Raw genomic sequence first — 12900 nt, 5'->3', positions numbered from 1 at the left:
CACGCTGACCGGCCGACGCCCCGGGCGTACCTGCTCTCACCTGCGTTGACGCATTTCTGATGCCTTATGTCCTCCCCCTCACGCGCCTGAATTGTTAGGCTCGTGGTTTCGCCCACCCGTGAGGGAACATCCTTCTGGGTAGGGCGATGCTTTGTATTCCCAGTACCTACGAGGAGCACCTGTGACCCAGACCAGCGAGAACGTCACCTGGCTGACCCAGGAGGCGTACAACCAGCTCAAGGCCGAGCTGGAGTACCTGTCTGGTCCCGCGCGCACCGAGATCGCTACGAAGATCGCGGCGGCACGTGAGGAGGGCGACCTGCGCGAGAACGGCGGGTACCACGCGGCCAAGGAGGAGCAGGGCAAGCAGGAGCTCCGCGTCCGCCAGCTGACCCAGCTCCTGGAACATGCCAAGGTCGGTGAGGCGCCGGCCGCGGACGGCGTGGTCGCGCCCGGCATGGTCGTGACGATCGCCTTTGACGGCGACGAGGACGACACGGTGACGTTCCTGCTCGCCTCGCGCGAGTACGCGAGCGCCGACATCGAGACGTATTCGCCGCAGTCCCCGCTCGGCAGCGGCGTGAACGGCAAGAAGATCGGCGAGGACGCGCAGTACGAACTGCCGAACGGCAAGCTCGCCTCGGTGAAGATCCTCCAGGCGAAGCCGTACCAAGCCTGAGGCGACTTCCGCTGCACTTCCGCGGCCGAAAGGCCCCCGGCGCCGAGCGCGCCGGGGGCCTTTCGCACGCCCGCTGTCAGGCGGTCGCCGAGCGGTACTTGCGGACCGCGAGGGTCCTGAAGAGCACGACGATCACGACTGAGTAGATCACCGAGGCCCAGACCGGGTGCTGCATGGGCCAGGCCGAGGAGTCCGAGACGCCGGGGTTTCCGAAGAGCTCACGGCAGGCCTGGACGGTCGCACTGAAGGGGTTCCAGTCGGCGACGTGCCTCAGCCAGGGCGTCATCTGACTGGAGTCCACGAACGCGTTCGAGATGAACGTGACCGGGAAGAGCCAGATCAGGCCGCCCGAGGTGGCCGCTTCCGGGGTGCGCACCGAGAGGCCGATGAGCGCGCCGACCCAGGTGAACGCATAGCCGAGCAGGAGCAGCAGACCGAAGGCACCCAGAGCCTTCCCGATCCCCTCGTGGACGCGCCAGCCGACGAGGAGCGCCACGATCGCGAGGACCAGGAGGGTCAGCGCGGTCTGCACGAGGTCGGCGATGGTGCGCCCGGTGAGGACGGCACCGCGCGCCATGGGCAGCGACCGGAAGCGGTCGATGAGGCCCTTGTGCATGTCGTCGGCGATTCCGGCGCCCGCGCCGGCGGTGGCGAAGGTGACGGTCTGCGCGAAGATGCCGGCCATCAGGAAGTTGCGGTAGACCGCCGGGTCGGTGCTGGCGCCGATCTTCATGGATCCGCCGAAGACGTAGCTGAACAGCACCACGAACATGATCGGCTGGATCAGGCCGAAGATGACCATCTCCGGGATCCTGGACATCCGGATGAGGTTGCGCTTGGCGACGACCAGCGAGTCCCTGACGGACTGGCCGATGCCGCCCGCGGGCCTGGGGCCCGCCGCGGGTTTGGTCACGATGCCGGTCACGGAGCTCACTTGTCGGCCTCCTTCTCGGGACCGGGCTTCGCGTCCCGTATGCCGTCCCCGTTGCCGTTGCCGTTGGTCGCGTCCATCTCTGCCGCGTGGCCCGTCAGCGAGATGAACACGTCGTCCAGGGTCGGGCGGCGCAGCCCGATGTCGTCGATCTCGACCCCGCGGGCGTCCAGCTCGCGGATGACTTCGGCGAGCAGCTTGGCGCCGCCGGAGACCGGGACCGTGAGCTTGCGTGTGTGGTTCTCGACGGCGACCTCTCCCTTGCCGAGGGCGCGCAGGACCTCCGTGGCCGGCGTGATGTCCTCGCGCTCGTGCACCACGACCTCGACGCGCTCGCCGCCCGTCTGCGCCTTGAGGTGGTCGGAGGTGCCGCGCGCGATGACCCGGCCGTGGTCGATGACGCAGATGTCGTGCGCCAGGTGGTCGGCCTCTTCGAGGTACTGGGTGGTGAGCAGCAGGGTCGTGCCGCCCGACACCAGCTCCTGGATGACCTCCCAGAGCTGCTGCCGGTTGCGCGGGTCGAGGCCCGTCGTCGGCTCGTCCATGAACATCACCGGGGGCGACACGACGAGCGCCGCCGCGAGGTCGAGGCGGCGGCGCATGCCTCCCGAATACGTCTTGGAGGGGCGGTCCGCGGCGTCGGCGAGATTGAACCGGTCGAGCAGCTCGCCCGCCCTGGCCTTCGCCTCCTTCGCCTTCATCTGGTAGAGCTGGCCGACCATTTGGAGGTTCTCGCGGCCCGTCAGGTACTCGTCGACGGCGGCGAACTGGCCCGAGAGGCCGATCGATCGCCGCACTTCGTTCGGATGTTTCAGTACGTCGATGCCCGCGACGACCGCGCGACCCCTGTCCGGCGTCAGAAGCGTCGTCAGACAGCGCACCGCCGTGGTCTTGCCCGCGCCGTTCGGCCCGAGGAGGCCGAGCACGGTGCCTTCCGGGACATCCAGATCGACGCCGTCCAGAGCCCTTACGTCGCCGAAGGTCTTCACAAGACCTTCGGCGTAGATGGCGCCTGGCATGTGGGTTCTCCCAGTGGTTTGGGTGACTTCCTACGGAAAAGCTTAGATTTGCCGGGTATCGGACGCCCGGCGACCAGTGACGTGAGACACACCATAACGCGATACATCGCGTCTCTTCAATGGGGTTGGCGAGCCTGTGGACAACGCAAAATAGCGGGCAACGGCGGCTGGACGCAGGCGAATTTCACGGCGGACGCCCGCGAGGCGGGCTGTCGTCGTTGTAAGCGTCAGCCGATGACGGTGTAACCCGCCTCGCGCAGCGCCGCACCGACCTCGGTGCAGTGCGTGGGCCCCTTGGTCTCCAGGTGCAACTCCACCTCCACCTCCGTGAGTCCGAGGCGCGGATCGGTCCGCACGTGGCCCACGTCAAGGACGTTAGCGTCGACCACTGACAACACCCCGAGGAGCGTGGCCAGCGCCCCGGGCCGGTCCGTGAGGCGCAGGCGCAGCGAGAGGTAGCGGCCGGCCGCCGCCATGCCGTGGCGCAGGATCCGCTGCATCAGGAGCGGGTCGACATTGCCGCCCGACAGAAGCGCGACCACCGGACCCTCGAAATCCCGCGGCTTGCTCAGAAGCGCCGCGACAGGGCTCGCGCCCGCCGGCTCGACGACCATCTTGGCCCGCTCCAGGCAGAGCAGCAGCGCGCTGGACAGCTCGTCCTCGGAGACGGTGACGATGTCGTCCAGCAGGTCGTCGATGATGCGGAACGGCACGTCGCCGGGGCGCCCGACCTTGATGCCGTCGGCCATCGTCGCCGGGTTCTCGATCGACACCGGGTGACCGGCCGCGAGCGAGGGCGGATACGCGGCGGAGCCCGCCGCCTGCACGCCGATCACCTTGACGTCCGGGCGCAGCGACTTCACCGCCACCGCGATGCCCGCGGCGAGCCCGCCGCCGCCGACCCCGAGAACCAGGGTCCGCAGCTCGGGGCACTGTTCCAGGATCTCCAGGCCCACCGTGCCCTGCCCCGCGATGATGTCGGGGTGATCGAAGGGGTGGATGAAGACCGCGCCCGTCTCGTGCGCGTACTCCTGGGCCGCGGCCAGCGTCTCGTCGACCACCTGGCCGTGCAGCCGCACCTCCGCGCCGTACTCGCGGGTGGCCGCGACCTTGGGCAGCGGCGCGCCCACCGGCATGAAGACCGTGGACCGCACGCCGAGCAGCGAGGACGCGAGGGCCACGCCCTGCGCGTGGTTGCCCGCGCTCGCGGCGACCACACCGGCCGCGCGCTCCTCGGGGAGCAGGCCCGCGATCCGTACATACGCGCCGCGCAGCTTGAAGGAACCCGTCCGCTGGAGGTTCTCGCACTTGAAGTGCACCGGCGAGCCCACCAGCTGCGACAGGTGCCTGCTGCCTTCCATCGCGGTCATCCTTGACACGCCCGAGAGCATCTTCTGGGCGCCACGCACGTCGTCGAGGGTGACGGCAGGCAAGGTGTGACGCGTGCGGTAGCTCATGACGGCCAGTCTTCCAGTTCACGCCGGGGTCCTCCTGCGATGACCACGGGGCGAGACTGGTTTGCGCAGCGCTGGTACGCCCCGCGTCCCGGCCGCGTACCCTGTCCCCCAACCCATCGCCCTCGCATGAAGTGAGCCCCCGGCCATGCCCACAACTCCGGACATGACGACCGCCAGCGATCCCGGCCTCCTCGACACGCTGCAGCACCAGGTGGCCGTGTTCGCCCGCCGTGCGGAGCAGACGCGCCTCGGCGGCGTAGGACAGGTCCGCAACTCCATGGACCGCGCCGCGTACCTGCTGCTCAACCGCCTCGACAAGGAAGGGCCGATGGGCGTCAAGGCGCTCGCGGCGAGCATGGGCATCGACTCCTCGACGGTCACCCGGCAGGTCGCCCCGCTGGTCGACACGGGGCTCGTCAAGCGCACCTCGCACCCCGAGGACGGCCGTGCCGTGGTGCTGCAGCTCTCGCCGCGCGGCGAGGCGCGCCTGAACGAGGTGCGGTCGTCGCGGCGTGACCTCATGGCCGAACTGACCGATGACTGGTCCCCGGAGGAGCGCGAGAGCTTCTGCACGCTCCTCACGCGCTTCAATTCAGCGCTCTCCGCCCGCCAGACCTCACAGTCGGCTCCGGAGACGCCTGATTCCTGAGGCCGATGAGTCGGCAGGGGCCGGGAAATACCTGTAGGGACCGAAGAGGTCTATAGGGACCAAAGGGTTCCGACGGGACTCAAGGGGTCCGCTTCCGGAAGCCGACGGCTCCGCGGGTTCCTGCCTCTTGACCTGGCCCATGTGCCTGGCCTCATATGAGACCGGGGGCCCGGCCCCCTCCAGGCGGGAGGCGCGGTGCGCGAACGGCAGGCGTCCCAGAACGCCCGCCGGGCCCGAGAGTTCGAGGCGTTCGTCGCGGGCGCGGCAGGGCGGCTGCTCCATGCCGCGACGCTGCTCACCACCGAGCCGCCGGACGCCAACCCACGCGCGCGTGCCCTGTTGACCGCGTCACTCGCGCACTCGTACGCGACCTGGGACCGGATGCGCGGCGAGGACCCGTACGACCGCACCCGCCAGCAGCTGGCCATCCGCTTCGCGCGTGGCGCCTGGCGCCGGCACCGGAGCCACGGCGGCGTCCTGGCCCGGCTCACGCCCCAGGAGCGGCTCATTCTCGTGCTGCGGCTGTACGAGGGCGTCGCCGAGGAACAGACAGCGGCGCTGCTCGGCCTGCCCACCGACCGGGTCGAGACGATCTGCGCCCGCGCGACGGAGACAGTGCTGCATCCGCCGCGCGGCCCGGCGCCGACCGTTCCGCTGGGAGAGGCGGCCCCGTCATGAACCAGTACGACCGCAAGGCGAACGCGGTGCGCCACCTCCTGGACGACGGCACGCCCCCCTCGGCCCCGCCCGACCTCTACGAGGAAGCGGTCCGCCGCGGCGGGCGCATGCTGCGCCGCAGAAGGGCGCTGCGCAGGCTGCTGTGGCTCCTGCTGCTCGGGGCGGCCGTGGTCTTCGCGGTCTGGGCGTCGATCGAGCAGCCATGGGTGGAGCCGCCGTCAGAGACGACTCCACCCCTCACCCGCTGGTGACCGGGCCCGATGCCGCCGAGGGCGACTAGCCCAGCGCCTGCTGCAGATCGGCCATCAGGTCGTCCGCGGCCTCGATGCCGACCGAGAGGCGCACCAGGTCCGAGGGGACCTCCAGTGCCGAGCCGACCACCGAGGCGTGCGTCATCCGCCCCGGGTGCTCGATCAGCGACTCCACGCCGCCCAGCGACTCCCCCAGGGTGAACAGCTTCGCGCGGTCGCAGACGGCGACCGCCGCTTCCTCGCCCCCTGCGACCTGGAAGGACACCATCCCGCCGAACGCCTTCATCTGCTTGGCCGCGGTCTCGTGACCGGGGTGCTCCGGGAGCCCCGGGTAGAGAACACGCGTCACGCGCGCGTGCCGCGACAGCATCTCCGCGACCTTCGTCGCGTTCTCGCTGTGCCGGTCCATCCGGACGGCCAGCGTCTTGATGCCGCGAAGCACGAGCCACGCGTCGAAGGGCCCGGCCACCGCGCCCATCGCGTTCTGGTGATAGGCCAGCTCCTCACCGAGCTCCGGGTCACTGACCACGAGCGCGCCGCCCACGACGTCCGAGTGCCCGCCCATGTACTTCGTCAGGGAGTGCACGACGACGTCCGCGCCGAGCGCGAGCGGCTGCTGGAGGTAGGGGCTCGCGAAGGTGTTGTCGACGACGAGCCGGGCCCCCGTCTCCTTGGCGACCTGCGCGACGGCGGCGATGTCCGTGATGCCGAGCAGCGGGTTGGAGGGGGTCTCCACCCAGATCGCCTTCGTGCGGTCGGTCACCGCGGCCCGTACCGCCGCCGGGTCGGAGGTGTCGGCGACCGACCACTCGACGCCCCACCGGGAGACGACCTTCGCGAAGAGCCGGAACGTGCCGCCGTACGCGTCGTTCGGGATGACCACGTGGTCGCCGGGAGCGAGCAGCGTACGCAGGAGGCAGTCCTCGGCGGCAAGACCCGACGAGAACGCGAGCCCGCGCCTGCCGCCCTCCAGGGCGGCCAGGTTCTCCTCCAGGGCGGTACGGGTGGGGTTGGCGCTGCGGCTGTACTCATAACCGCCGCGCAGTCCGCCGACGCCGTCCTGCTTGTACGTCGACACCTGATAGATCGGCGGGACGACCGCGCCGGTGAGCGGGTCGGCCGTATTGCCCGCATGGATCGCCACGGTCTCGAAACTCTGACTGCTGAAGCTGTCACTCATGTGGCCAGAGCCTAGTCCGGGACGGCGGGAGACCCGACGAGTTCGGGACTGGTTCGCCAAGTGTCAGACCGGTCTGGTTCGCTTGTACTCATGGAGATTCTCTGGGTGCTGATGGCGGCGATCATGATCGGGGCGGTGCTTGGCCCGTTGCTGCTGCGCAGGCGCGGCGGAATCCGCCAGGTCGCCCCCGGTTCACCGGACGCCGCGGACCCGGCGGACTACGGCTTCGCGCGGCAGGAGGAGCTGGACATCCGCATGCCGGGTCCGGACCACGACCTCCTGGACGTCCTCGACGTGGTCCAGCGTTCGCAGAGCTGGAAGGCGGCCTCGCAGCTGCTCGCGGGCACGGAGATGCACGGCGAGGTGCGCTGGCAGCGCGTGCAGGCCTTCGCGGGCGCCGCCTCCCTCGAGCTGCAGGAGCGGCCGGGCGGGGTCAGCGACGAGCCCGGGGGGCAGTGGCTGCGGGTCTGGCGGGCCGAGGCGCCCAAGGACGCGGGCGGCGCGGCGGTGCACGCCGAGTTCCTCGTCCAGCAGGCCTGGCGGTCCTCGACGTCCGGGACGGACGAGTTCCGGATCATCCTGGAGGAGGCCAAGGAGGCCTGCGCGCAGGCGGCACTCCTCGCCCCCGGCGACCCCATCCCGTACATCATCGAGCTCTCGATCGCGCGCGGCCTCGCGTACCCGCGCGAGGAGTTCGAGCAGCTGTGGCTGAAGATCCTTGACCGCGCGCCCGCGCACATGGGGGCGCATCTTGCGGCCCTGCACTACTGGTGCGAGAAGTGGCACGGCTCGCGTGAGCTGGCGCACAGCTTCGCGGAGGCCGCGGCGGCCCGCGCACCCAAGGGCTCGCTCCTGTCGGCGACCCCCCTGTTCGCGGTGTACGAGCACCTTCCCGAGGTGAACCTCGTCCGCGGCTTCTACGAGAGCGAGGTCGTCACCAAGGCCGTCGAGGGCGCGCTCTACGCGGTGCACTCGGCCCGCCCGGACGACCCGATGCTGGCGCATGTGCGGCACCTCCTGGTCTTCTTCCTGGTCCGCTGCGAGCGCTGGGGCGAGGCGATGAACCAGCTGGTCCACGTGGACGGCCACGTCGGCGCCCTGCCCTGGACGGTCTCCCACGACCCGGCCGCGGACTACGCGGTGTACCGCGCGCTCGCGGTCGCGGGGTACGAGGCGAACGGCGGCAGCCCGGCGACGCTGTCGCACTGAGGCGTCCGGGCTCCCCGGCGTTCGAACGTCGCGGCATCCGGACTTCCCGGTATCCGGACGTCCGGGCTCCGGGCTCCCGCCTCCGGCCTCCGGACCCAGGAATGCGGCTTCCCCCGGGCACGTTGACGTAGGAGCCACTCGACCACGCGCTCGACCACGCTTCATCCCGCCCCAGGAGGAAAGCCCCCATGCTCTTCGGCCGTACGCCCGAGCTCCCCACCCCCGAGCAGGCCCTCAAGGGCCGCGCGACCCCCGAATTCGAGGTGCCGTCCCGCCACACGGTCCTCGGCAATCCGCTCCTGGGTCCCTACCCCGAGGGCCTGGAGATCGCGGACTTCGGACTCGGCTGCTTCTGGGGCGCCGAGCGCAAGTTCTGGCAGACGGAGGGCGTCTGGACGACGTACGTCGGCTATCAGGGCGGCTTCACGGAGAACCCTTCGTACGAGGAGGTCTGCTCGGGCCTGACCGGCCACGCGGAGGTGGTCCGCGTGGTCTTCGACCCGGCCGTCGTCTCGTACGCCGAGCTCCTGAAGCTCTTCTGGGAGTCCCACAACCCCACGCAGGGCTTCCGCCAGGGCAACGACGTGGGCACCCAGTACCGCTCGGCGATCTACACCCACTCCGCCGACCAGGAGGCCGCGGCCGTGGCATCCCTCGACGCGTACCAGCAGGTCCTCACCGCGGCCAACCTCGGCACGATCACGACGACGATCCTCCCGGCGGCCCCCCGCCCGCTCTGGCCGGCCGAGGGCTACCACCAGCAGTACTTGGACAAGAACCCGGACGGCTACTGCGGAATCGGCGGCACGGGCCTGCAACTGGACAGCCCCTCGGAGACAAACTGGGGCCGGGCCTGCCCGACGGGGATCGCTCCGGCGCCACAGACCTCGGAGCAGTAGGCCTTCAGCTCCCGCTCGACCGAACAGACAGTGCCGCCGACTGTGAGTCAGTACGGCGGCACAGCCGTTCCACGCATCGTTCAGCCGCGGTGACTGCGCAGGGTCCTCCCTAGCCGTCCTGTAGCCATATTCAGCCATACCGCCCACTTACTGCGTGAACCATCAAGCTCGCCGCCACGATTACAAACATGGCGACTTCGGGGGAAAGAGGCAGTCTGCTTGGCGGTCTAGGGCAGTGGTGGGGCATCTTGGCTGGCGCCTTACTCATCGCCGCGTGGATCAATGAGGCCGCAGGCCCGGCAGCGATCATCGCCCTGTCCGCCGTTGTCCTCCTCTGGTCCTTCTTCCAAGCCCCGGTGACCTGCGGAGCACCCGTCAGAGGACGGAAGGACGGCTGCAGAAACAACGCAACCGGCATCCTCATGGGCTGCCACATCCACCAGCATCGATGGCAGAAGCTCAAGATGCTGATCTTCCGGCGGCGCGTACGGGAGTTCTGCTCTGGGCTGTTCTCAGATGGCAAGGGGACTCTCGTCACGCTGGCAGCAGCAGGCAGTTTCCTATCTGGGCTAGTGGCGCTGATACCTGGCGTCGCCGTCTGACGTGCTCCAAGTACCGGGTTCTCTCCCCCGTGAGCGCACTGGCGCCTGTCGGCAGGAGCGGGTGACTGCCTCAAGGAGCGATCGTCGCGGCTGTGTCCCGGACAAGAGCTGAGAGCTCCGCAGGAACTGAAGCTGCTTGATCGACCCAGCAGTATCTTTCGAGCAGCAAAAACCCGGGCGGCTACTGCGCTGCGGGATCGGCGGTACGGGGCTTGAGCTGGACAACCCGTCAGAAACGAACTGGGGACGGGCCTGCCCGGCAGGGATTGCGCCCGCTGACGAGTAACCACTCGGCGGGACACGAACTCTGGCATCGTGTTTCAGCGGAAGCGGCTTGGAGGGGCGGATGCTAGATCTCGTGTACTTGTCGGAGCGCAAGATTCGGGAAGAACTCTGCCGGGTCGGCTTACCCACCCCAGATCGATCCTTCTCGGGCGAACTCTCCCTGTCCCCCAAGATCACCTTCTCCAACGGTCCCAGTACTCCAGGAGCTACCGCAGAGGACAACCTGCCCGCGCTATTCAATCAAGCGCTCAGCTATGTGGAGTCTCTGGCGAGACCCTTCACAAATCTCGACGTCAACCACCCGGACTGGATCAGTTTCGACCTGCCCATGGGCTACTCAAAGGGCGGACGCGACGGTCGCGTGCCAGCCGTCCAGGACGTTGCATTGTTCGCAGGAGTCGTCCCCGGAGAGACAGTGGGTCAGGAGAAGCCTGTGAAGCTGCTCCTCTGTGGCGATGCACGCCACATCGTCGAGGGAGGGTGTAAGCCCATCAGCCCGGACGATCCTTTGGGAGCTGGGTGGATGGGATCCGGCACAACGTGGCTGTACAAGCTCGTGCGGCAGATCGAGGACTCGGAAAGCCCAGGTAATGACGACCTACCTCCGGTCCTGAGTAGCCCAGAAGTCCATCGGACACGATTCAACAATCCCGAGCAGGTTTGCCAGTGGGTCTACCGATACATCGCTCGGCAGCATCCAGCTGAGCAAGAGGGGCGCCTTAGAGGCCATGCACGAGTGCTTCTCAGCACACAACGAGAGTGGCCAGAGAGACTGATCCTGGCGACCCCTCTGTATGTCGAGCGCTCGCACCGCAAACCCGATTCGTGGCTCGCACGCAAGCGCGACAGGAACTACCGACGCCAGACAGCCTGAACCTCTGCGGACATGAGCAGACGCCCCGCCAAGATGCACAGCACAGGATCGGCGGGACGGGTATTCCTGCCCGATCGGCGTCTCGCGCCTGCGGGACACTGAGCGAGTCCCGGCAGGATCCCTAGCCGATCGCTTCGCCGTTCTCCAGGTATCGGGTGCTCTGGTCTGTAAGCACACTCAGTGCCTGAGCGGCACGGCGCCGGGTCCGGGGCGGGAGCTGCCTCAAGGCATCGTCCGACGAAAAGAACTCACAAGCTGAGAGTTCATGATCCCTAGGGCGGAGACTGGCAGTCTCCTGTGCTGTGAGCGTGCCGCCGTCAAAGATGAAGGCAAGCTGGTCGTCCCACGGTCCATGTGGGGCGACCCAGTCGACACACAGCAACCCTCGGAGTTGGGCAGAAAGCCCTAGCTCCTCGCTCAGCTCCCGGCGAGCGGCATCCTGCGGGGATTCGTTGGCTTCGGCCATACCGCCCGGCAGGTCCCACGCTTCCTTGTACGTCGGCTTCACCAGGAGTACCCGCCCGGCTTCGTCTCGGAAGAGAACGTCTGCCGATACCCGCTTGCGGGCCTGCTTCGCGTTCCCTTCCGCCAGGTGCGCTTCCCACGCGGCTGTTCCGGGCTGGGGCCGTGTGGTCACGTGGTCGTACCTCCGCCGTGCGGCGCGCTGATTCCTGCCAGGAGCAGCGCGCGTTGCTGGTTCACCGCTGTCAGGCAGTCTAGGAAACGGGCCACGACCCGCTCACCGCGATACGGGGCGAGCGAACTGGCAAGCTCGTCGAGCTGCTGCGTGATCCGCATCGATCCGAGCGTGCCGCAGGCCATGAGCAATTCGTGGCCCACCGCGCAGGCGGCTTCTACCTCACCTTGCTGAGTCCGGATCTTAGCCAATGTGATCTGCCCGAACACTCGGCTGCGCGCGCGGTCTCCCGTTCGTAGGGCAATGGCATTCTCTGCTGCCGCCACTGCTGCGGGCAGTGTGCCGAGATCCTGGAGCGATAGTGCTGTTTCGCTGGCTAACGCGGCGTCGTCGAACGAACTGATCCAGTAAGACGGTGTCCCGTCAGTCGCCTTGGTGAGTTCCCTCTCGGCAAGATCCAGCGCATGACGGGTGGCTTCGGCCTCTCCACGCTGCGCCAGGGCACGCGCCTCCATCGCGTGCAATCGGGCTGTCAGCGTGGGCACACGAGGCCCCGACGCCACATGATCTCGACCGGCTCGGGCAAGCGAGACGGCTTCCTCAAGTTGGCCGAGTTGTAGGGCCAGATGACTCATGCTGGCCATGACGTTCGCGCCAAGCGCGCGGTCTCCCCCGGCTCTTGCGAGCGGAAGTGCCTTGGTGAAGTGCTCGCGCGCTTGACCGTTGCGGCCAGAGTCGTGCGCCATCCAACCGGCCATCTCTGTTAAAGCCGCCGCTGCTTGGAACATCTGGGAAGTATCCGGAGCTTGCTTGCTACCGAAGATCCGGGGAGCCATTTCCTTGTGCAGATAGAGCAGGACGGAGCCGTATAGGTGGCCGCCTCCCAATTGGCGATCTGCCGCACGGAAGGACTCGACTGCGGTCCTGTCCGGCGAGCCCGGCGACACTGACGGCGGAACGTGTTTTCTTACCGTCGGCGGCGCAGGGGAAGCCAACTCACACTCTCTGCTCTTCCCTTCCCATGCTCGCTGGGTGAGACCAAGCATCTGACCGGGGATGCGCAAACCGTCGGCGATGCGCTCGACAACGCTCATGTCCTTCACGATGCGTCGGCCGCTGAGGACTTCGCCGACACGGCTGGGGGTGAGGTCACAGCGTCGGGCGATGAGCGCCGGATAGATACCCGCATGATGTTTGACGAATCGAAAGACCGAAGTGAAGTCCCGTGCGCTGCAAGCCCGGATCATCTCGGGATCGCTGAGAACTCGCTCTGGAAGCTCGCGCGGCGGTTCGTAGGTAGGCATGAGCGACGCTCCGGAGTGAAGGACAAGACGCTGGCCGGTGCTACTCGTTATCGGCTGATGCTACTCACCGTGGGTATCCAGCTTGGGCTACTTCTCAGGCACTCCAGTCGGAAGGCTGAAAGATCAGACCCCGACGACCGCTGAGACGGTCCCGGGGCACGGCCCACCTGAGAAAGCAGGTCGACATGCCGGACGGTATCGCCGCGTCTTCGGACCGCTGTTGCAGCTACTCCTCCCCGCTACGGG

The 12900-nt window shown here is 68.1% G+C and carries 14 protein-coding genes; 8 read left to right on the top strand and 6 right to left on the bottom strand.

The genetic code is table 11. From position 1 onward, the window contains the following. Positions 1-181: 181 nt before the first annotated feature. Positions 182-679 (top strand): transcription elongation factor GreA, encoded by a 498-nt coding sequence (gene greA / locus AB0I94_RS04170; RefSeq protein WP_363307856.1) that lies wholly within the window; start codon positions 182-184, stop codon positions 677-679. Between the two features lie 76 nt (positions 680-755). On the opposite strand, the gene AB0I94_RS04165 is transcribed toward greA, so the two are convergent. The 3 genes from AB0I94_RS04165 to ilvA form a co-directional block, all read right to left on the bottom strand. Continuing rightward, the gene (locus AB0I94_RS04165) at positions 756-1604 is read right to left on the bottom strand and encodes an ABC transporter permease (RefSeq protein WP_363308286.1); all 849 of its coding nucleotides are present in this window, start codon (positions 1602-1604) and stop codon (positions 756-758) included. Positions 1605-1609: 5 nt separating this feature from the next. Next, the gene (locus tag AB0I94_RS04160) at positions 1610-2629 is read right to left on the bottom strand and encodes an ATP-binding cassette domain-containing protein (RefSeq protein ID WP_363307855.1); all 1020 of its coding nucleotides are present in this window, start codon (positions 2627-2629) and stop codon (positions 1610-1612) included. A gap of 227 nt (positions 2630-2856) precedes the next feature. After that, on the bottom strand, positions 2857-4086 hold the full coding sequence (gene ilvA, locus AB0I94_RS04155; protein WP_363307854.1) for a threonine ammonia-lyase: 1230 nt from the start codon (positions 4084-4086) through the stop codon (positions 2857-2859). Positions 4087-4231: 145 nt separating this feature from the next. Here ilvA and AB0I94_RS04150 point away from each other — a divergent pair, with 145 nt between their 5' ends. The 3 genes from AB0I94_RS04150 (at position 4232) to AB0I94_RS04140 (ending at position 5664) form a co-directional block, all read left to right on the top strand. After that, on the top strand, positions 4232-4735 hold the full coding sequence (locus tag AB0I94_RS04150; protein ID WP_363307853.1) for a MarR family transcriptional regulator: 504 nt from the start codon (positions 4232-4234) through the stop codon (positions 4733-4735). A gap of 195 nt (positions 4736-4930) precedes the next feature. After that, entirely contained in the window at positions 4931-5413 is a 483-nt protein-coding gene (locus AB0I94_RS04145; protein ID WP_363307852.1) for a sigma factor-like helix-turn-helix DNA-binding protein, read from the top strand. After that, positions 5410-5664: a hypothetical protein gene (locus AB0I94_RS04140; protein WP_363307851.1), complete on the top strand. Its 255-nt coding sequence runs from the start codon at positions 5410-5412 to the stop codon at positions 5662-5664. The genes AB0I94_RS04145 and AB0I94_RS04140 overlap by 4 nt, the downstream gene beginning before the upstream one ends. A gap of 25 nt (positions 5665-5689) precedes the next feature. Here the strand turns inward: AB0I94_RS04140 and AB0I94_RS04135 are convergent, their stop codons facing one another. Further along, complete coding sequence (locus AB0I94_RS04135) at positions 5690-6844, bottom strand: cystathionine gamma-synthase (RefSeq protein ID WP_363307850.1); 1155 nt, start codon at positions 6842-6844, stop codon at positions 5690-5692. Positions 6845-6934: 90 nt separating this feature from the next. On the opposite strand from AB0I94_RS04135, the gene AB0I94_RS04130 reads away from it, so the two are divergent. From AB0I94_RS04130 to AB0I94_RS04115, 4 genes are all read left to right on the top strand, one after another. Further along, entirely contained in the window at positions 6935-8053 is a 1119-nt protein-coding gene (locus AB0I94_RS04130; protein WP_363307849.1) for a hypothetical protein, read from the top strand. A 188-nt stretch (positions 8054-8241) separates the two neighbouring features. Then, entirely contained in the window at positions 8242-8952 is a 711-nt protein-coding gene (msrA, locus tag AB0I94_RS04125; RefSeq protein WP_363307848.1) for a peptide-methionine (S)-S-oxide reductase MsrA, read from the top strand. 188 nt (positions 8953-9140) lie between these two features. Next, positions 9141-9554 (top strand): hypothetical protein, encoded by a 414-nt coding sequence (locus tag AB0I94_RS04120; RefSeq protein WP_363307847.1) that lies wholly within the window; start codon positions 9141-9143, stop codon positions 9552-9554. Between the two features lie 346 nt (positions 9555-9900). Beyond that, on the top strand, positions 9901-10713 hold the full coding sequence (locus AB0I94_RS04115) for an SAVMC3_10250 family protein (RefSeq protein ID WP_363307846.1): 813 nt from the start codon (positions 9901-9903) through the stop codon (positions 10711-10713). Positions 10714-10834: 121 nt separating this feature from the next. On the opposite strand, the gene AB0I94_RS04110 is transcribed toward AB0I94_RS04115, so the two are convergent. Together AB0I94_RS04110 and AB0I94_RS04105 are read right to left on the bottom strand one after the other, a co-directional pair. Then, a complete protein-coding gene (locus AB0I94_RS04110) occupies positions 10835-11350 on the bottom strand; it encodes an NUDIX hydrolase (RefSeq protein WP_363307845.1) in 516 nt (171 codons plus the stop codon). Beyond that, on the bottom strand, positions 11347-12654 hold the full coding sequence (locus AB0I94_RS04105; RefSeq protein ID WP_363307844.1) for a tetratricopeptide repeat protein: 1308 nt from the start codon (positions 12652-12654) through the stop codon (positions 11347-11349). The genes AB0I94_RS04110 and AB0I94_RS04105 overlap by 4 nt, the downstream gene beginning before the upstream one ends. Between the last annotated feature and the right edge of the window lie 246 nt (positions 12655-12900).

The sequence above is a fragment of the Streptomyces sp. NPDC050147 genome (assembly GCF_040660195.1).
GTDB lineage: Bacteria > Actinomycetota > Actinomycetes > Streptomycetales > Streptomycetaceae > Streptomyces.
This window is presented reverse-complemented; position numbering and strand designations above follow the sequence as displayed.